General features: G+C 26.4%; 22 protein-coding genes. 1 reads left to right on the top strand and 21 read right to left on the bottom strand.

Annotated elements, in window-relative coordinates; genetic code table 11:
• Positions 1-287: 287 nt before the first annotated feature.
• From HUJ77_RS07340 to HUJ77_RS07270, 15 genes are all read right to left on the bottom strand, one after another.
• Positions 288-1,454 (bottom strand): AI-2E family transporter, encoded by a 1,167-nt coding sequence (locus tag HUJ77_RS07340; protein WP_291707926.1) that lies wholly within the window; start codon positions 1,452-1,454, stop codon positions 288-290.
• Between the two features lie 231 nt (positions 1,455-1,685).
• Positions 1,686-2,489: a zinc transporter ZupT gene (gene zupT, locus HUJ77_RS07335; protein WP_291707925.1), complete on the bottom strand. Its 804-nt coding sequence runs from the start codon at positions 2,487-2,489 to the stop codon at positions 1,686-1,688.
• 166 nt (positions 2,490-2,655) lie between these two features.
• Positions 2,656-3,396 carry a hypothetical protein gene (locus HUJ77_RS07330; protein WP_291707924.1) on the bottom strand — a complete coding sequence of 247 codons (741 nt, stop codon included), beginning with the start codon at positions 3,394-3,396 and terminating at the stop codon, positions 2,656-2,658.
• Between the two features lie 82 nt (positions 3,397-3,478).
• Positions 3,479-3,709, bottom strand: coding sequence for a hypothetical protein (locus tag HUJ77_RS07325; protein WP_291707923.1), 231 nt, complete (start codon positions 3,707-3,709; stop codon positions 3,479-3,481).
• A 430-nt stretch (positions 3,710-4,139) separates the two neighbouring features.
• Positions 4,140-4,376 carry a DUF1292 domain-containing protein gene (locus HUJ77_RS07320; protein WP_291707922.1) on the bottom strand — a complete coding sequence of 79 codons (237 nt, stop codon included), beginning with the start codon at positions 4,374-4,376 and terminating at the stop codon, positions 4,140-4,142.
• 72 nt (positions 4,377-4,448) lie between these two features.
• On the bottom strand, positions 4,449-4,892 hold the full coding sequence (locus HUJ77_RS07315; RefSeq protein ID WP_291707921.1) for a DUF2383 domain-containing protein: 444 nt from the start codon (positions 4,890-4,892) through the stop codon (positions 4,449-4,451).
• Between the two features lie 69 nt (positions 4,893-4,961).
• Entirely contained in the window at positions 4,962-6,299 is a 1,338-nt protein-coding gene (locus HUJ77_RS07310) for a hemolysin family protein (RefSeq protein ID WP_291707920.1), read from the bottom strand.
• A gap of 249 nt (positions 6,300-6,548) precedes the next feature.
• Positions 6,549-6,983 (bottom strand): Fe-S cluster assembly sulfur transfer protein SufU, encoded by a 435-nt coding sequence (gene sufU / locus HUJ77_RS07305; RefSeq protein ID WP_291707919.1) that lies wholly within the window; start codon positions 6,981-6,983, stop codon positions 6,549-6,551.
• A 6-nt stretch (positions 6,984-6,989) separates the two neighbouring features.
• Positions 6,990-8,219 carry a cysteine desulfurase gene (locus HUJ77_RS07300; RefSeq protein WP_291707918.1) on the bottom strand — a complete coding sequence of 410 codons (1,230 nt, stop codon included), beginning with the start codon at positions 8,217-8,219 and terminating at the stop codon, positions 6,990-6,992.
• Positions 8,212-9,318: a Fe-S cluster assembly protein SufD gene (gene sufD, locus HUJ77_RS07295; protein WP_291707917.1), complete on the bottom strand. Its 1,107-nt coding sequence runs from the start codon at positions 9,316-9,318 to the stop codon at positions 8,212-8,214. The genes HUJ77_RS07300 and sufD overlap by 8 nt, the downstream gene beginning before the upstream one ends.
• On the bottom strand, positions 9,318-10,727 hold the full coding sequence (gene sufB, locus HUJ77_RS07290) for a Fe-S cluster assembly protein SufB (protein WP_291707916.1): 1,410 nt from the start codon (positions 10,725-10,727) through the stop codon (positions 9,318-9,320). The genes sufD and sufB overlap by 1 nt, the downstream gene beginning before the upstream one ends.
• A gap of 17 nt (positions 10,728-10,744) precedes the next feature.
• Complete coding sequence (gene sufC, locus HUJ77_RS07285) at positions 10,745-11,494, bottom strand: Fe-S cluster assembly ATPase SufC (protein WP_291707915.1); 750 nt, start codon at positions 11,492-11,494, stop codon at positions 10,745-10,747.
• Between the two features lie 409 nt (positions 11,495-11,903).
• A complete protein-coding gene (locus tag HUJ77_RS07280) occupies positions 11,904-12,455 on the bottom strand; it encodes a GNAT family N-acetyltransferase (protein WP_291707914.1) in 552 nt (183 codons plus the stop codon).
• A gap of 69 nt (positions 12,456-12,524) precedes the next feature.
• A complete protein-coding gene (locus HUJ77_RS07275; RefSeq protein WP_291707913.1) occupies positions 12,525-13,496 on the bottom strand; it encodes an alpha/beta hydrolase in 972 nt (323 codons plus the stop codon).
• A 97-nt stretch (positions 13,497-13,593) separates the two neighbouring features.
• Complete coding sequence (locus HUJ77_RS07270) at positions 13,594-14,181, bottom strand: NUDIX hydrolase (protein ID WP_291707912.1); 588 nt, start codon at positions 14,179-14,181, stop codon at positions 13,594-13,596.
• Positions 14,182-14,344: 163 nt separating this feature from the next.
• On the opposite strand from HUJ77_RS07270, the gene HUJ77_RS07265 reads away from it, so the two are divergent.
• Positions 14,345-15,472, top strand: a complete 1,128-nt coding sequence (locus tag HUJ77_RS07265) for an AI-2E family transporter (RefSeq protein ID WP_291707937.1) — start codon at positions 14,345-14,347, stop codon at positions 15,470-15,472.
• A gap of 8 nt (positions 15,473-15,480) precedes the next feature.
• On the opposite strand, the gene HUJ77_RS07260 is transcribed toward HUJ77_RS07265, so the two are convergent.
• Genes HUJ77_RS07260 through HUJ77_RS07235 form a run of 6 tightly spaced genes read right to left on the bottom strand, consistent with a single transcriptional unit; the run spans position 15,481 to position 20,005 of the window.
• Positions 15,481-16,398, bottom strand: a complete 918-nt coding sequence (locus HUJ77_RS07260) for a Gfo/Idh/MocA family oxidoreductase (protein WP_291707911.1) — start codon at positions 16,396-16,398, stop codon at positions 15,481-15,483.
• 20 nt (positions 16,399-16,418) lie between these two features.
• Positions 16,419-18,119 (bottom strand): diguanylate cyclase, encoded by a 1,701-nt coding sequence (locus HUJ77_RS07255; protein ID WP_291707910.1) that lies wholly within the window; start codon positions 18,117-18,119, stop codon positions 16,419-16,421.
• 59 nt (positions 18,120-18,178) lie between these two features.
• Complete coding sequence (locus HUJ77_RS07250; RefSeq protein WP_291707909.1) at positions 18,179-18,313, bottom strand: cyclic lactone autoinducer peptide; 135 nt, start codon at positions 18,311-18,313, stop codon at positions 18,179-18,181.
• Positions 18,294-18,971 (bottom strand): accessory gene regulator B family protein, encoded by a 678-nt coding sequence (locus HUJ77_RS07245; RefSeq protein ID WP_291707908.1) that lies wholly within the window; start codon positions 18,969-18,971, stop codon positions 18,294-18,296. The genes HUJ77_RS07250 and HUJ77_RS07245 overlap by 20 nt, the downstream gene beginning before the upstream one ends.
• Positions 18,972-18,976: 5 nt before the next feature.
• Entirely contained in the window at positions 18,977-19,429 is a 453-nt protein-coding gene (locus HUJ77_RS07240) for a hypothetical protein (RefSeq protein WP_291707907.1), read from the bottom strand.
• Positions 19,430-19,450: 21 nt separating this feature from the next.
• Positions 19,451-20,005, bottom strand: a complete 555-nt coding sequence (locus HUJ77_RS07235; protein ID WP_291707906.1) for a DUF5317 family protein — start codon at positions 20,003-20,005, stop codon at positions 19,451-19,453.
• Positions 20,006-20,071 lie beyond the last annotated feature (66 nt).

The raw sequence follows: 20,071 nt of genomic DNA, 5'->3' as shown, positions 1-20,071 counted from the left end.
AGCCTCCTTATATCTATTAAATTATTATTCTATTAGTTTTTTATTATATTTTCTAATAGAACTATTAAAATCTCCCTTTTATACACACTTTTATTTTTCCCATTTATTATACTATGGTATGGAGTTAACATAATGTCAATATATAATTAACATTTTTTATATTTTTTACCAAAATACTTATAATTTTTAATAAATTTTTATAAAAAGTCCCAATGCTAACTTTCTATTGTTTGAAAATCACAACATTGGGATTTTTAGATTATATTAACTATAATCTTTATATTTAATTATTTCATATAATCTTCTGTTTCTGTTTTAAGTCCCTTTTTTTCTAATCTACCTTCTATAAATATTTTAACTATAGAATAGAATACTGCAAATAAAGGAACTCCAATAACCATTCCTACTATTCCTAAGAGTTTACCTGCAACTAATATTGAAAATAAAATCCAAAAGGCTGATATTCCAATAGTATCTCCTAATATCTTAGGTCCTATTACATTTCCATCTAACTGTTGAATAACTAATATTATTAATAAGAACCATAAAGCTTGAATAGGTGAAACAAATAAAATAATTATAAAGGATGGTATTGCACCTATAAATGGTCCAAAGAATGGAATAATATTAGTTATACCAACTATAACAGATACTAATACAGTATATGGCATCTTAAATATAGTTAATGTAATAAAAGTTAATACTCCAATAATTAATGAATCTATTATTTTACCTACTAAAAATCTTCCAAAAGTATAGTTACTTTTATGCGCTAAGCTAATTAAATTATTAGCATATCTTTCATTAAAAAGAGCAAAAGTTATCTTTTTAGTTAAAGCACATAGTTTCTCTTTATCAATTAATAAATATACAGATACAATAATACCTAGTACTACATTCCATATACTTGAAGCAATTTTTGCTACAATTCCTCCTAAAGCAGGTATTAAATTAGTAACAAATTTAATAATAGAATTTACTGAGTTATTAAAATGCTCAATAATAATATTTGAATATTGCTCTTCTATATGCAACTCCTTAATAAGATTACTAAAAAACTCTGTAGCATTTGTTATATACATAGGTACATCGTTAACTAAACCAATAATACTATCAATAACCTGTGGTAATAAAAATCTTACTACCATACCAACTATTAAAAAAGCAGTAATATATGAAAGTAAAATAGATAGTCCTTTTGTAGATTTTAATTTTATTTTCTTCATATACTTTGATTTAAAAATCTTATCATTATAAAATTCATAAAGAAAATTAATTATATATGCTATACAAAACCCAATAATAAATGGCTGTAATATAACAATTATTGAATTTAATTTATCGGTAAATATAGATACTTGTGATATTGCCAAATAAAATAAAATAACCGAAACTGCCACTAGGAAAGAATATATAGCTATAGTCGTGTATTTACTATTCCAATTTAATTTCATCTCTAACCTCACTTTTTATATTTATTGTCTATTATATTATAATTCATTTTATATGTAATTTTTATATTTTTTCTAAAATTCATTATTTATTCATTATTTATATTAATTCTTATAAACTATATACTGCTAAAAACATGTTTAATAGAAAAATCCTTATCTATTTAACCAAATCAAAAATTTTAAATTTACATAGTTACTTATTCTTTGAGTCTTTCATTCCTTAATTATTTACTATATAAATAATAATAAACTTACTGCCATTACTATCATCCCTAATATTAATCCATATATAGATAAATGATGCTCTCCGTACTCTTTAGCTGCTGGTAGTAATTCGTCTAGTGATATAAATACCATTATCCCTGCAACCATTGCAAATATTATTCCAAAAGATAAATCATTAAAGAAATTTTTTAATAGAACATATCCAACTATAGCTCCAAGGGGCTCTGCCATTCCTGATAAAAAGGAATAAAGAAAAGCTTTCTTTTTATCTCCTGTAGCAAAGTATATGGGAACTGATACTGATATCCCTTCTGGTATATTGTGTATAGCTATTGCTATAGCTATTGGAATTGCTATTTTCATGTCAGTTAAAGCTGATACAAATGTTGCTAACCCCTCTGGGAAATTATGAATTGCTATTGCTATAGCAGTAAAAACTCCTGTTCTTAGTAATCCCAGTCTATTTTTTTCTTCATTACTTTCTTCTGTTGGAATTGATCTTACTTCATGAGGATTTTCTTTACTTGGAACAAATTTATCAATTATAGCTATTAATAGCATCCCTAAGAAAAAAGATATTACAGTTAACCAACTTCCTAATTTTTCACCTCTAGCTAATACTAGAGAATCCTTTGCCTTAACAAATATTTCTACCATGGAAACATATATCATAACACCTGCTGAAAATCCTAAACTAATTGATAAGAATTTCTTATTTGTACTTTTAGCTAAAAAAGCTATTAAGCTTCCAATACCTGTAGCAAGTCCAGCAAATAAAGTTATCAAAAAAGCTACTATTACATTATCCATCTATTTCCTCCGCATTTTGTATATTTAATATATTTCAATTTTACACTTATTTCCCTTATATTTCAAATCTTACTATTTAAAGAAAGAGTTGATTAAATATTTTAATCAACTCTTTTTTTAGCTTGTACAAAATTCTATATCACTTATATAAAGCAACTATTATATATTATTGACAATTTCTCCAACATGAATTAGCATTTTCATTTGATACAGTGCCTGTATTGTTTGCATTACAAGATAAATTATTGACAGCTCTAATTACATCTCTTAAAGCCTTATTATATCCTGTTCTAAATCCATTGTTAAAGCCTTCTCTTGTACCTCTTTCAAGGCCTGCATTAAATCCGTCTTTATAACCCTTTTGATATCCACATTTAAAGCCTTTTTGGTACCCACATCTAAAGCCCTTTTGATAAGCTGCTCTAGCTAACTCCTCTGATCTACTTAAACCTCTTTCTAAACCTGCATTAAAGCCTTCTCTTAATCCAGCTTCTCTACCTTGTTGTTTACCTCTTGAAAATCCTCTTATAAATCCTTGTTCTAAGCCTTCTCTTAATCCTTTTTCATAACATTCTCTAGCATTAAGAACTCCACATGAATCATTGTTATCTTCACATGAATTATTATTATTTCTAAATGAACCCCTACTATTTCTATAAGAGTAGTCGTCATTTCTTCCTAGTCCTAGGTTTGTAGCATCTATGTCGTTTGAATTTCTGCAGCCATTATTATCCCTAGAATTTAATTCTTCATAATTTAGTGATTCTAAGTCAGCAAAATTAAAATCATCTAATCCATTCTCTGAATCGACATAGCTTGCGTTTGATGCTAATTCAGTTTCATCATTCCCAAGTCTGCTTAAAATTTCTTCAAAATTTTCAGCATTATATCCATAACTAGTTCCCATCTTTTTTATCTCCTTGTATATTGTTATAATAGACAATATATGCTATTATTCTTCCTTTTGTTAATATTTAAGCTAATATAATTTAATCATTAAGTAGTGAATACACTTCTCTAACTAAGTTTTTAACTCTCTCTGGAAGCTTAGCTAATGCTTTTTCTCTTTTTCTTTCATCTTCTATTTGAGCTATTCTCATTACTTCTTGTTGAACTCCAGGAATACTATTAAACTCTGATACTATTCTATTAAATCTTTCAGCAAATCTAGGATCCTGCATTTTTGCTTGTAACTTCATTATTAAGTTATAATTATTCATCAACAAATTACTCCTAATATTATTTTAATTTATACTATTCATCTATAAATTTATTTGTGACCACAAGTTAGGATATCAATGTTATATTCCTTGCTCCGTCGCAAGCTCCAAGTCGCTGGAATATAACATTGATATCCTTTTATACTAAAGGAAATAATCCCTCATTTCATTCGGAATTATGAAAAGAAGTATTCAATTCATACTTTTGATAATATTCTTTTTTATCTTTGATAACGCAATCTCCAAGTCGTATAAACATAACATTAATATCCTCTTTTATACTAAAGGATATAATTCCTCATTTAAAATTAAAAATAATGATTATTAACTTTATTTGTCAATAAATAAAAAAGGTTCTGGCAACTTGATTAATTTCACATTGTGCCACAACCTTTTTAATTAAATCTTATTACCTAAAGCTTATTTAACTCTAGAATTTTAATGATGAAACTTGCTTAAACATATTAATTTCTGTTTCTGAATCTACTTCGCTTAAAGTTTCATTCCAATCCTTATCAAAATTTATTTTATAAATTTCTATATTTGATTTGTCTTTTACAGGTGCCATTGCAACATATTCTTTTCCACAAATAAGCTTTTGTTCTAATATTACATATTCAATCCTATTTCCATTTTCATCGTTAAATGCCATAATTTTTTCACTCATATGTATACACTCCTTTATTTATCTCTTTTTATTTTGCTTTCATTAAATAAATTTATACATATTTGTGAGATTTTAATTTAATTGTATTAAGTATTCTTGCATTTCTTTTATAATTTTACTATATTCATCTGATATATTTATTAAATCTTTTTTAAAAGCTTCATTTAAATCAGTTTCTTTTATTAGGAAATCTAAAATAGCTTTAAAGCCCATTTCTGTTCCTTTAATCCCTGTTTGTAATATTTCCTTATCTGTATCAATATTCATTTCCTTAATACTATTAAATACTTCTACAATTTTACCCCAAGTCCCTTCATCATTAGTAGGCTTTCCACCTAGACTTTTTATTTCTTCTATAATAGCAAGTTTATTTTTTTCTGCTATCTTTAATGTATTATTTAGTAATTCAATTACTTTAAAATCCTTTGCTTTTTCTAGAAGTTTCATAATTTGATTTTCTCCCATTATTACTCCTTCTAATTCTTTATTTAATTCTTTTAAAACTTTATCATTCATAATAAAAACACTCCTCTATATTATTTTTAGAAACATAGAGGAGTTTATACATATTTTTTTATTTATTTTTTATTTATAATCATCTTCATCAAAAACAGCTTCTTCTTTAATACTATGATTTATTATTATTTGAATTCTATCAATTCTCTTATCATCTAACTTTAATAATTTTAATTTTAAATTATCAAAAGTAATTTCACAATCCTTTGTAGAAGTTGGTATTTCTCCAAGTTTTTCAATGAATAATCCTGCTATAGTATCTGCTACTTCAGATTCTAACTCAATGTCTAAATAATTATTTATATCATCAATAGACATTAATCCACTTACTATATAATTATAATCATCTATTTTCTCTATATCTAAGTTATCATCATATTCGTCTAGGATTTCTCCCATAACTTCTTCTATGATATCTTCCATTGTAACTATTCCTGAAAAACCACCATATTCATCAATTAATATTGCAATATATGATTTCTTTTCTTTTAATTCCTTAAATAAATCATCAATATTCTTAGTCTCAATAAAGAAGCATGGTTCTATTAATAAATCCCTTATTGTAACATTATCTATTCCCTTTTCAACTATACTTGCAAATAAATCCTTCATATGAAGTATTCCTATAACATTGTCTATTTCATTCTCATAAACAGGTATTCTTGAAAAGTTCTCATTTAAAATGTCTTTAATACAATCTCTTATATTTTCATTAACATCTAATAAAAATGTTTCAGTTCTAGGTGTCATGATTTTTTTAGCTGTTGTGTCATCGAATTCAATAATTCCATCTATCATTTCTCTTTCTGATTGATTTATAGCTCCATTTTCTTCACCAATTTCTATTAAACTTCTAATTTCTTCTCTTGAAATTTGTTCTTCTATACCTTCAGTGTTAATTCTAATTATTTTCAATATTATATTTGTTGAAAATGATAAAAACCATACAAAAGGCTTGGTTATTTTAGAAATAAAATTTATTGGCTTTATATATGACATAGCTAATTTTTCTGAGTTTTGAAGTGCTATTCTCTTTGGCACTAATTCTCCTAAAACTAAAGTTATATAAGATATAGCAAGTGTTGTCAAAACTAATGCAATACTTTCTGCATAAGGAACATCTAAGTTCTTTAATGTGTTTGCAAAGCTATAAGATATTGATGTTGCAGCTGATGCTGATGCAAAGAACCCTGCAAATGTTATTCCAACTTGTATTGTTGATAAGAACTTATTTGGATCCTTTAACACATTCTTCAATAATCTTGCTTTTTTGTTTCCTTCCTCTGCTAAAATATTTATCTTAGTTTTGTTTAATGACACTATGGCCATTTCTGCAGATGCAAAAAATGCATTAACAACAACTAAAATTAAAATTAAAACTAAACTACTCCCGGGACTTCCTTCCATTTATTCATTTCTCCTTATTTTTTAATGTAATATTTTAATTCTATCACAGTTTATATTATTCTATCAAATTCTATATTTATTACATAGTTCCTTAATTTTCTCAATATTAGAAATTATTATAATATATATAATTNGTATAATATATATAATTATACTTAGCTGTATCTCCTTATAACGTGGTATTACACAAATAATAAAACAAAAAAATCATTTTAAAAATTTATAAAATGATTTTTCTGTAATAAATTATTATTTATTATCTTTTTCCATGGCTTCTTTTAATGTGTGCCATGCTAATACTGCACATTTTACTCTTGCTGGCATATTTGAAATATTTTTAAGAACAATTGCATCTTCTAATTCTTCTAATTGTTCCTCATCATCTATCTCTCTTTTTATCATTCCAATAAAAGTTTCTACTAATTTGAAAGCTTCTTCTTTGCTTTTACCTTTAATTAAATCTATCATCATTGAAGTGGATGCTTGTGAAATAGCACATCCTTGACCTGAAAATGCTAAATCTTCTATAATATCACCATTTAATTTTACCTCTAAAGTGATTTCATCCCCACAACTTGGATTGTGTCCTCTTTCTGATAAATCTACTTCATCTAGCTTTCTTCTATTGTGCTTTGATGTACTGTGCTCCATTATAAGAGTTGTATAAATTTCATTTAAGTCCATTAAACTTTACCTCCACTTTGAAAACATATCATATGTTTTTTTAATTGCTTCAACTAACCTATCAATATCTTCCTTAGTATTATAGAAGTAAATACTTGCTCTTGATGTTGCATTTATACCCATATATCTCATAAGAGGTTGTGCACAGTGATTTCCAGCTCTTATACAAACTCCAACTGTATCGAAAATTGAAGCTACATCATGTGGATGAACACCCTTTATTTCAAAGGATAGAACTCCTCCTCTTTTTTCAATATCTTTAGGTCCATATATTTTAACATAATCTAATTTATTTATTTCTTCTAAAGCATAAGACATTAACTCTTTTTCTATCTTTTCAACATTTTCTATGCCTACTTCATTTAGATAATCTATTGCCTTTGATAAACCTACGGCAGCCTCTACATTTTGAGTTCCTGCTTCAAACTTGTATGGTAAAACATTATAGGTAGTTTCTTGCTCATATACATATTCTACCATATCCCCACCAAATAATACAGGTGGCATCTTTTCTAACAACTCTTTTTTACCATATAAAGCTCCGATTCCCATTGGTGCTAATAGCTTATGTCCTGCTACAATTAGAAAATCTGCATTAATATCCCTTACATCAACTTTCATATGAGGAACACTTTGAGCTCCATCTACTACTACTATAGCTCCTTTAGAATGTGCATATTCTGCTATTTCTTTAACAGGATTTATAGTTCCTAAAGCATTAGATACATGTGTTATACTAACTATTTTAGTCTTATCAGTAATCTTTGAATGAACTTCTTCTTCTGTTAATTCACCATTCTCGTCAGTATACATATATTTTAAAACTGCACCCTTTGCCTTAGCTACATTTTGCCATGGAATTAAATTTGAATGATGCTCTGCAATAGATATTACAATTTCATCACCTTCATTTATAAAATTCATTCCATAAGAGGTAGCTAATAAATTAAAAGCTTCTGTTGCATTTTTAGTGAAAATTATTTCTTCAGGATATTGTGCATTTATAAACTTTCTTAATTTTTCTCTTGCTTCATCATATGCCTCAGTAGCCAGAACGCTTAATTCATAAGCGCCCCTATGAGGATTAGCATTTGTATTTTCATAATAATTTTTAATTGCATCTATAACAACCTTTGGTTTTTGTGTTGTTGCAGCACTATCTAAGTATGCTATTCTTTTCCCATTCTTCTCTTTACTTAAAGTCGGAAAATCCTTTAAAAACTCTCTATTAATCATTATCTAAACATCCCTTTACAGCAGCTAAAATTTCATTTCTTGTTGCTTCATCAACTATTTTATCTATTATAGGATTGAATGCACCTTCAATTATAATTCTTCTTGAATCATTATAGCTTAACCCTCTACTCATTAAATAGAATAATTTATTTTCATCTATCTTACCTGAAGCAGCTGCGTGTTCACCTGATACATCATCTTCTTCACATAATAATAATGGAAGGGCCTTTGATTTTGCTTTTGGTGATAATAACATACAGTATTCTTCTTCTGCTCCTGCACTCTTAGATGCTCCTCTTTTGAAATCTATAGTTCCTCTAAAGATTTTGCTTGCTTCTCCCTTTAATGCACCTTGTGTTGTGATTTGAGATTTGCTTCTTATTCCTTTATGAGTTGAAACGTAATTCATATCTATTATCTTTTTATCACCACCAAGATAAATTGAGCTTAAATTACTTTCTGAACTATCTTCAGTTAAATCTGCATGATAGTTTGTAATGCTAACTTTTCCTCCTAAATCTATTAAAACGAAATCAGCATTTCCATAACTATTAATATCTGAAAGATTTGAATCTATATTTATAGTATTATCATTTAATAAATTCACTTTAACTACTTGTATTTTGCTACTATTTTTACTAAAGATCTTACATACTCCATTATGATAACCACTAACATTATCCTTTGAATTATATTTAATAATAATCTTTGCTTCTGATTCTTCTTCAGCAACTACTAAAATATTATCAACTAAAGTACTATTTTCTTCATCCATATTAAATTCTATAATTATTGGCTCTTCAATCTTTGCTCTTTTTTCAATATTTATAAGAAATCCCTTATTAAAATCAAATTCTCCTTGATTTACTAGTTCTTCTGATGCTCCATATATAAACTTTTTATTTAAAGGAAAAACTTTTCCTTTTTTAAACTCTTCAACTGTTACTCCATCTAAATCATTACCAGTTACTTTATAATTATTAAATTCTCCAATTTCAGGAACTTCATAATCCTTTAATGTTACATCATTAACTCTTAACCAGCTTTTAGTTCTTACAGGAGTTTTATTTATATTATTAAAACTTATATTTCTACTCATTATCCTATGCTCCCTTCTAATTCAAGCTTAATTAAATTATTCATTTCTACTGCATATTCTAATGGTAATTCCTTTGATATAGGTTCTACGAATCCTCTTACTATCATTGATTTAGCTTCTTCTTCAGAAATCCCTCTACTCATTAAGTAGAATATAGCGTCATCACTTATTTTACCAATTTTAGCTTCATGTGCTATTTCAACATCATCATTTAATAAATCTATTACTGGTATTGTATCTGATTTAGACATATTATCTAACATTAATGATTCACAAGATACAACTGATTTTGAGTTATATGCATTTGCATTTACCTTAACTACACCTCTATAAGTTGCGTTACCACCATTTTTAGAAATAGATTTTGAATTAATTGTAGATGAAGTGTTTGGAGCTGCATGAACTATCTTTGCACCAGTATCTAAGTTTTGGCCTTTACCAGCAAATGATACTCCAGTAAATTCTGCTCTTGCACCTTCACCCTTTAATATACTCATTGGATATAACATAGAAATTCTTGAACCAAATGAACCTGATACCCATTCAATTCTACCGTTCTTTTCAACTATTGCTCTCTTAGTATTTAAGTTAAGCATATTCTTAGACCAGTTTTCTATAGTGCTGTATCTTAAAGTTGCACCTTCTTTTACGAATAATTCAACACATCCAGCATGTAAATTAGTAACATTATACTTAGGTGCTGAACATCCTTCTATAAAGTGTAAGCTTGCACCTTCTTCTACTATTATTAGTGTATGTTCAAATTGTCCTGCTCCTGGGGAGTTTAATCTAAAGTATGATTGTAGAGGTATATCTACATGTACTCCCTTTGGTACATAAACAAATGATCCACCTGACCAAACTGCTCCATGAAGAGCTGCAAATTTATGATCACTTGGTGCTACACATTTCATAAAGTACTTTTTAACTATATCTTCGTACTCTCTAACAGCAGTTTCCATATCAGTATAAACTACACCTTGTTTTACTAAGTCTTCTTTTATACTATGGTAAACAACTTCTGAGTCATATTGTGCTCCTACTCCAGCTAGTGATTTCTTTTCCGCTTCTGGAATACCTAAAAGATCAAAAGTCTTTTTAATTTCTTCAGGAACTTCTTCCCAAGTACCATTTAACTTAGATTTTGGTCTAACATATGTTACTATATTATCCATGTCTAACTCATCTAATGATGGTCCCCAAGTTGGTAATTTAATTTCATTATATATATCAAGAGATTTTAATCTAAAATTTCTCATCCATTCTGGTTCATCTTTTTCCTTAGAAATAGTTTCTACTATTTCTTTTGTTAAGCCTTTATCTGCTTTAAAATCAAATCTATCTTCATTTTTTACGTCATATATTCCTCTTTCAACATCTTCGACGTAAGTTTTTTTCTTATTTTCCAAAGTAAGTCACCTCCTGCTTAAATTGCTTTTGCTTTAAAAGCTTCATATCCATTTTCTTGGATTTCATTTGCTAAAGTAGCATCACCTGTTTTAACGATTTTTCCATCAACTAAAACATGAACATAATCTGGATTTAAACCTTCAAGAATTTTATTATTATGAGTTATTATTAATACTCCATTTTCTTCATTAGTAAACATCTTAATGCCTTCTGAAACTATTTTTACAGCATCTACATCTAGACCTGAATCTGTTTCATCTAATATTGCTAACTTAGGATTTAACATAAGCATTTGTAAGATTTCATTTTTTTTCTTTTCTCCACCTGAAAATCCTACATTTAAATATCTCTTTGAATATTCAGCATTCATTTTTAATTCTTTCATATTATTCTTTAAGTCTTTATCAAACTTTAAATACTTAATTAATTGACCTTCTTTTGCAATTTTTGCACTTCTTATAAAGTTTTCTACTGTTATTCCTGGAACCTCTTCTGGTGTTTGGAAAGATAAAAATAATCCCTTTTTAGCTCTTTCATCAGTTTTAAGTTCTGTAATGTCTTCACCCTCAAAAGTGATTTCTCCTGAAACTCTTTCATACTTTGGGTGAGCCATTAAAATGTTAGCTAGAGTGGATTTCCCAGCTCCATTCGGTCCCATAATTACATGAATTTCGCCTTTATTAATCTTTAAATCAAGTCCTTTTAATATTTCTTTACCTTCTACAGCTGTTTTTAGTCCATTTATATTTAATAAAATATCCTTCATTTTTACATCTCCTTGTTACAGTTATCATTTATTTAATTTATTTTATTTCTTTTATTTAAATCTTATCATTTTAGTCTGAATTAATTATATCATACTAAATTACTAAGAATTAATCAACTTTTTTTTAAATTATTATAGTACATAATAGCCAATTATATATTGTTAACTTATATTATCTTTATATTCCTAATTTTTATTTCAAATTATACAGAAAAGGTTCAAATATCATATTCATTATTACTTTTTATAATATTAAAATGTCAGTAATATAAAAAAAGAGGATGTATAAACACCCTCTCATTATTTAAGTAATTTGAAACAAATTACTTAAATATATTTTTTATAAACTCCCTAAGGAGCTTAATCCTTTATTTTACATTCTTCATTTTTAATGGTCCTTTAGCATAACTTATAGTTCTTTAGCTAAAACATATCTCCTTAAGCCACCATATTTAAACTTGTCTTTTTTTATTTCATATCCTAAATTTTTAAATGTATCAACACTATATTTATTATAAGGTGAAGCTGTAGATGTTAATAATTTCATCTTATCATCCTTTGCTATCTCCTCTATTTTTTTACATAATATTTTTTGAAGACCATTTCCTCTATAATCACTTCTAACAACTGTAGATTCAACTTGTGCAACCTTAAGTAATAGTTCACCTTGTAATCCTAAGTCATATCCGTAATTTCCTTTTTCATATCCCTTTTTTACATAGACAGCCATTGCAATTAATGTATCTTCTTCATCTACGTATCCAATTATTTTGCCTCCACTTTTCAGGTAATTAATAAACTCTTTCCTTTCAGTAGGAGCATATAATTGTTTATCCTCTAAGCCATTAATAATTGTTTCTTGCAATTCAATTATCTCATCTATATTATTTAAATTTAAAATTTTGTACCTAGCATTAACTATGTTACCAGATTTATTTTTAAGCTTTAGTATTTCTTCCACTTTTACCCCTCCCTTTTGCATCTATATTATCATATTTAAGTAATGTTAAAGTTGTTAATATAAATGAAATTATCTTTTGTTTTTAAGAAATTTAAAAATAATATCTAAATATTCCTCTAGTATATCATTATTTTCTAAATATATTTCATGCTTTGCTTTATTAAAATTAATTAATTTTGCTTTATTACATCTTTTAATAAACTTTTTTATTCCTCTAGCTCCTACTAAATCATCTCGCCCACTTTGAAATAGTATTATTTCAGCATTAATTTTATTTATATTTTTCTTTTTTAATATACTTTTAACAGCTTTTAGAGCTTCATATAACCACCTATAAGATCCTCCACCTCGCTGTAACTTTTCATTGCCAACTATCTCTCTGTAATAATATGAATACCTACTTTCATTTGATGTAGATGCTAAAAAGAAATCATAAGTGCTTTCATAAGGCATATTACCTAAAATAAATTCATCTCCTTTCCCCCTTAGTAATTGAAATTTAGCTAAAGCTCGTGCTAAACAATTTGGTACTTTTCCTACAGATATTTCTAGCATAGGTGATGATAAAATAGCTTTACTAAAATATTTAGGATATTTTTCAAGAAACATAATTCCAATTGCACCACCCATTGAATGGCAAAATAGAAATAAATCCTTTTTGTTATTTATTACTACCTCTTTATCTATAAATAACTTTAAATCATTAACATAATAATTAAAATCTTCAACATTTATTTGTGTGTTTTTTTTCCCTAAACATCCTGATCTTCCATGGCCTCTATGCTCCATAATAAATGTAGAATATCCTTCCTTTGTAAAGTAATATATTAATTCATAATATTTTTCTATATATTCTGTAAATCCGTGTGAGATAACTATTCTTCCCTTTTCATTCTTTACTTTATATTTTTCAAAATATATTTTGTTGTTTTTCGCCCCTCTAAAATTTCCAGAGGATCTTATATATGAAAGTTTTTTCTTAACATCACAAACAACATCTTCATCCATTCCAAAATTCATTATATATTTTTCATTTATCATTTGTTGTACCTCTTAGATTTGATACTTATTATAATTCCTTCTTTTATAAAATTTATTTATAAAAAAATAAAGGAGCTGTCGCGACAGCTCCTTTATATTATGAGTTTAGTATAAAGTTTTGAATTGCTAGTAAAGCTTTTACATCTATATTTTCCTTTGAAGCAATGAGTTCTTTAGCTTCTTCTTTATTAAGCATAATTACTTCTATATCTTCATCTTCTTCTAAATTTTCAGTGGAAACAATTCCTTTACATTTACATTTAACTAAAGCTATAGATTCATCTGTCATTCCTACTGATACATAGACTTTCTCACTTGTTCCTTCCTTATCAATTTCTATAATGTCTAAACCTGTTTCTTCTTTAAGCTCCCTTTTCACAGCTTCTTCAAAACCTTCATTACCATCAACTAACCCTGCTGGTAATTCTATAACATAATCATTAATAGGTACTCTAAATTGTCTAATAACAACTAACTTCTTCTCTTCTATATGCTCTGCAATTATTACTACTGCATCTATTTTATCTTCTTCACCATTAAAATATATATTTTCTAATCTTTTTAAATCCTTTCTTGAGGCTATTGTCCAGTTTTTCAAATTTCCTTTTTTATTAATATAGTCTGCACTATATAATGATAAAAACTTATTTTGTGATAATACTTTAATTTTTTTAACTCTACTCATTTTTTCATCTCCATTATAGCTATAGTTTAATTATACCTTTTACTTATATTTTACTTATATTTTACAATTCATTCAACTTTATCACTAGTATTCCGTCTATTATTGTTTTAAAATTAATATATTATACTAATTTACACATTGGAGGACATTGAGTTTGAAAGAAATGAATAAAAAGTTTAAGGAAAATCTTTTATTAGGAACCTATTTAGTTATTCTTTATTTTATTCTACTTAATATTAAATTGGTTATGGCAGCTTTAGGTGGTGTTTTAGGTATTATTAGTCCTTTTATAACTGCTTTTGCTATAGCATTTGTTTTAAATTTACCAATGAAATTTTTTGAAGAAAAAGTTTTTGATTTTCTTGATAAGGAAAAATCTAGCTTTGTTAGAGGTCTTAAAAGACCCTTATCTATTTTAGCAACATTTGTAACTTTAATAGGATTAATTGTTGCTTTAATTCTTTTTGTAGTACCACAACTGGCTTCAAGTCTTTCTACACTTCTTGATGCAGTACCTGGCTATATGAATTCCTTTGAAAAATTATTAAACCAATATCTTTCTTCTACAGAAATATTACAAAATATTTATGATACTTTAATTAATACATGGCAAGAGATATTAAAGTATTTAGCTAATTTCCTAAGTACCTCACTTACTGGAATTTTAAATACAACTGTTTCTATAACTAGTGGATTTATTAACTTTATACTATCATTAGTATTAACTATATATATGTTAGCTAGTAAAGAAACTTTGATATACCAAATTAAAAAGATGTTATATGCATTCTTAAATCATAACATTGTAGATAAAATTTTAAGTATAGGTAGACTTACAAATACTACTTTTGCTAAATTTATTACTGGCCAATGTATTGAAGCCGTTATTTTAGGTGTTTTATGTTTTATTGGAATGAATATTTTTAAAATGCCCTATTCATTATTAGTAAGTGTTCTTATAGGTGTAACAGCATTGATACCTGTCTTTGGGGCATTTATAGGTACAATTCCAGCTGTATTTCTAATACTTATAATAAACCCTATACAGGCTCTATGGTTTATAGTATTTATTTTATGCTTACAGCAATTTGAAGGAAATATTATTTATCCAAGAGTTGTAGGTAATTCTGTTGGACTTTCAGCAATCTGGGTAATGCTTGCAATGTTAGTTGGAGGTAGTACTTTAGGATTGATAGGTATGCTTATTGGAATTCCTCTATTTAGTGTAGCTTACCAACTTATTAAGGATTACACTAATAAAAGGTTAATTAAAAAAGAAGTAAAAATTTAAGGAAGTGATTATTTCACTTCCTTAATTTCATGTATTTTATTAAATATTTCAAAACATAATTTATGAGTTTCTAATGAATCCTCTATTGTAAGATTATCTTGATTGTGATTTTTCACAGCATTTAAAAAGTCCTTAATTATAACTTCAAAACCTCTTCTATAAAGAATAGTATCCCAGTCGTTAAACTTTAATAATCTTTCAGTATTTTCCGATAATATATTAGAGTTAATTAAGTCTCTTACTATTACTTTTGTTCCTGAAGTATAATACTCCAGAACTTCTTCATTTGCTCCACTTTCTCTGTTCATCATAGCAATGCAAGTAGTTTTATCATTTCCTAAAGTTACAATTAGATTATACAATAATCCATCTTTCTTTTTAGCAGAAACATTTAGGACTTCTAAATTATCTTTCGCTAAAAATCTAATTGTATCTAGAACATGTATAAAGTCATCTAAAACAAAAATAGTTGGATCCTTAGGGCTATCTAATCTATTTTTTTCTAATTTTATTATTTGTGGTAATCCCATATTCTCTAAATTAGAATACATAGGTGCAAACCTTCTATTAAATCCAACCATAAATACTTTATTCTTTGATTTAGCTAATTTTGATAATCTAACAGCATCTTCATAACTATAACTTATAGGTTTATCAACATATACATGAATATTATTATTTAATAATTTTTCGATTATTTCTGCATGACTTTCTGTGGCTGTATGAATAAATGCTGCTTCTATATTTTTATTTATTAATTCATCAACTGAAGTTACATATTCTGAAACTCTGTATTTCTCTGAATAATATTTAAGCTTATTTATATTTCTAGTACAGAAAATCAATTCTACATCATCTAAAGATGTAATAACTGGTAAATATGCTTTTTCGCATATATTTCCTAATCCAATTATGCCTATTTTCAAAACTTTCACCCCAAACTTTATTAAATTAAAGTATCTAACTTATTTTTATTTTCATTAATTACTTCTATCAACTTTTCTGCTATTTCAGGATCAAATTGTATTCCTTTGTATTTTTTAATTTCTTCTACTGCTTCATCATATGTCTTTCTAACATTATATGGTCTATTGGATGTCATAGCATCAAAGCTATCTACAACGCAAAGAACCCTAGCTAAATAAGGAATTTCATTTTCTTTTAAGTTTCTTGGATATCCCATACCATTATATTTTTCATGATGATGTAATATTATAGGTATAACAGCTTCTAAGGATTTTACTGGTCTAATAATCTCTATACCATCTTCAGGATGTTTCTTAAGTGTTTCCCATTCTTCATCATTTAATGGCATTCTTTTAGTTAAAATCTCTTTAGAAATATTAATTTTCCCTATATCATGCATATAAGCACTATAGATTAGTATTTTCTTATCTTTTTCATTTAATTTTAGTTTCTCAGCTAACAATCTACTATACAGAACAACTCTTTCAGAATGCCCATATGTATATCTATCCTTAGCATTTATTACACTAATTAGAGTCTTGATAGATGCAACTAACTCTATATCTTCCTCATCTATATCTGCACTTATTTCATCTAATATAGAGGTATAAGTTTCAACCCTATTTTTCATAAAGAATTTAGCTCTATATAATGCATCATCTGCACTTTTTATAAGAGTAACATCATCCTTTGCTTTATCTGGATAAACTGATATTCCCATAGAAGCAGTTAATACTCCACTTGGTTGATTTTCTTCTCCTACAAATTTAGTGCTTTCTATAATTCTCCTAATTTTATCTGCTATAAGAACAGCTTGGTCCTCATTTGTATCAGGTAAAATAATTGCAAATTCTTCTCCACCATATCTAGCTGATATATCATTTTCCCTTAAATTTTCCCTTAATATTTTTCCTATACTCTTTAAAACTTCATCTCCCATTTGATGTCCATTTAAGTCATTGTAATGCTTAAAATAATCTATATCAACAAATACCATAGAAACAGGTTTATTGCTTTTCTTTGATAATGCTACTTTCTCTTTTAATGTATCATGAAAATACCTATGATTATAAACTCCAGTTAAACCATCTTTATTCACAAGCTCCTCTAATTTATTTATATGTTCTCCTTCAATTTTTACGTAAAAACCTAATGGCCATGCAGTTAAAATAAATATTCCTGATAAAATTAAATCATTTTGAAAAAATTCATTAACTCCACTTACATCTTTAAAGCAAAGTACATCCATAATTAATATTAAAACTGATGAAATTATAGAAACTGTTATTCCACTTTTTAATCCTAGTTGTATTGTTGAACTAGTGATTATAAATAAAAATATATATTTATATTCACTTTTATAGCCTCCAGATATCATTATTGCTCCTAAAAATATTGCTACAAAAAATAAGCCTTCTATAAATATAATTTTTCTATATTTATTTTTATTCATTTTTTCCTGTAATGAAAGTGCCCATAATAAATATATTGCTAATAAAAACAATACAATTCCAACTACTGCTAAAATAATTATTTGTTGATATATTAAGCTAGTTAGTCCTTGAGTTTTTTTTAGCAAATACTGAAATATTATAATAGCTGTAAATAATAATGATGCTAATTTTACTATTGATACCATATCGTTTATTTCTTTTGATCTATTACTTTTCATGTCTACCATAGTCATCATCTCTTTCTATACCATATAAAGATCGGAAAAATCCGATCTTTATTTAATTATTATTCATCTCTTAAAGCCTTTGGCTCTTCTGGTTGATACATAACCCAAATGCAAGCTGAAGTTGATACTACAGATGCAATTACTGTAGCAAAAGCTGCAATAGCCATTAACACTTTATTGCTTAATTTTTTCATTTTTTTCCCCCCTTATAATATTAAAAATATTTATTAATAAAGAGTCTATTTTATTAACTATAATATGACCATATTTTGTCAAAGTAAAAACTTGCCATAATATACCTATATAAATACAAGAAGAATAAACTAACAATGAGTTAATATCCCTAATGTAATAAATACTTATGTTAATAAATACTATTATCATATAAATAGTCAAAATAATAATAGATCCTCTTTTTAATCTTTTTATTTTTCCCTTCTTTTTTATAGGTTTATTAGGACTATCTACTGGTGCTAATTTATAAATAATTATTAATGAAATAATATATAATAAAAATCCTATAATCGATATATAATTCCAATTTAAACTTATTCTTTGTAATATATATGCCGGTATAATAGATATTACTGTTCCATATACTGAACAATTAATTGAAGTGCTTGCATGGGCTCCTCCTGAAAATTTCCTTAATACAGCTATAGTAAAGGATATTATTAAAGCTTCAATTGTTACATTAAAAAAGAATCCAAATACAACTACTAATAATATAGATATAAGAATATGGAATAAAGAAAAAATACCATATTCAATAATACTTCTTTTATCCTCATCTAAGTTTAATTCCCTTTTCAAATAATTTGATATACTTTTACTTAATAATTCTAAACTCATACTCTTTACTTCTTTCTTTTTTTACTTATTACATAATAAAGAAATATTATTATACCTGTAGTAATAATTGATGGAAGCCCTAAAATAGTTTTGTACAATGGATCAGTTAATAATAATTCTAATTCAATATTTAAAAGTTTAAGAATTAAAATATTAAACAATTCTGATATCAGCTGTATCAAATAAATATATATAATACCCTTTATTCCTTTTATAGCATCTATTTTATTATAGAAAACCACTATAAATTGAAGAAGTATTACAGATAAAATCATATGTACACCATAACTTATTGGTAACTTTCTTGTAATATATAAAATTATTGAAAAAACTATACTTGTAATTATATACTTTCTTAAATTTATATCTGTTTTAGAAAAAAGATAAATTGCAATTATAACTAAAAAACTTTCTGGTAATGCTCTTAATAAAAATTCAATTGGTTTTATATCTAACATCTTATGTCTCCTTTTATTAAATTACTTAAAATCGTTTTTATTAGTTAGATTTATTTCTTTAACTGTGTTATATATGATAATAAATACAAATCCTCTTATAAATATATCCCCTAAACTAAGAACACTATATCCAATATCAAATATATCAGTTAAAAATTTTAACTTAGTTGAGGAATCTCCTAATATATGAATATCTTCAATTTTAGAAAAAGAATCAGTCTTTATATATCCAGTTAGATATGAAAGACTTGGAAAAACCGGCATATATCCATTATTTGCTGAAATAGCTATATCGTTTAATAATCCACCAACTACTACGAATATTGATCCTATAATTGCAGAAACATATTGTCTATAAGTAAATATAAGTGGTATATACGAACATAAATATACTGTTTTAAAAAATCCTGCAAATTTAATTAAATCGTAGTTTTCACTAAATATATTAGCTTGTACAATTAAATAAAATAATTCTATAACTATTACTGGGTATATAGACCAATGTTCAAATAATGCTTTTATTCTTAGTTTCTTTATTTTACAAAATATTAATGAAATAATAATTGTTTCTAACATAGTTAAGTGTCACCTTTTACTTTAATATAATTAAATATATTAAACATAATATTTATTTTTCATACA

Origin of the sequence: Clostridium sp. (assembly GCF_021443865.1) — a bacterium.
Classification (GTDB): domain Bacteria; phylum Bacillota; class Clostridia; order Clostridiales; family Clostridiaceae; genus Clostridium.
Note: the sequence above shows the minus strand (reverse complement) of the source record. Positions and strands in the feature narration are given on the sequence as shown.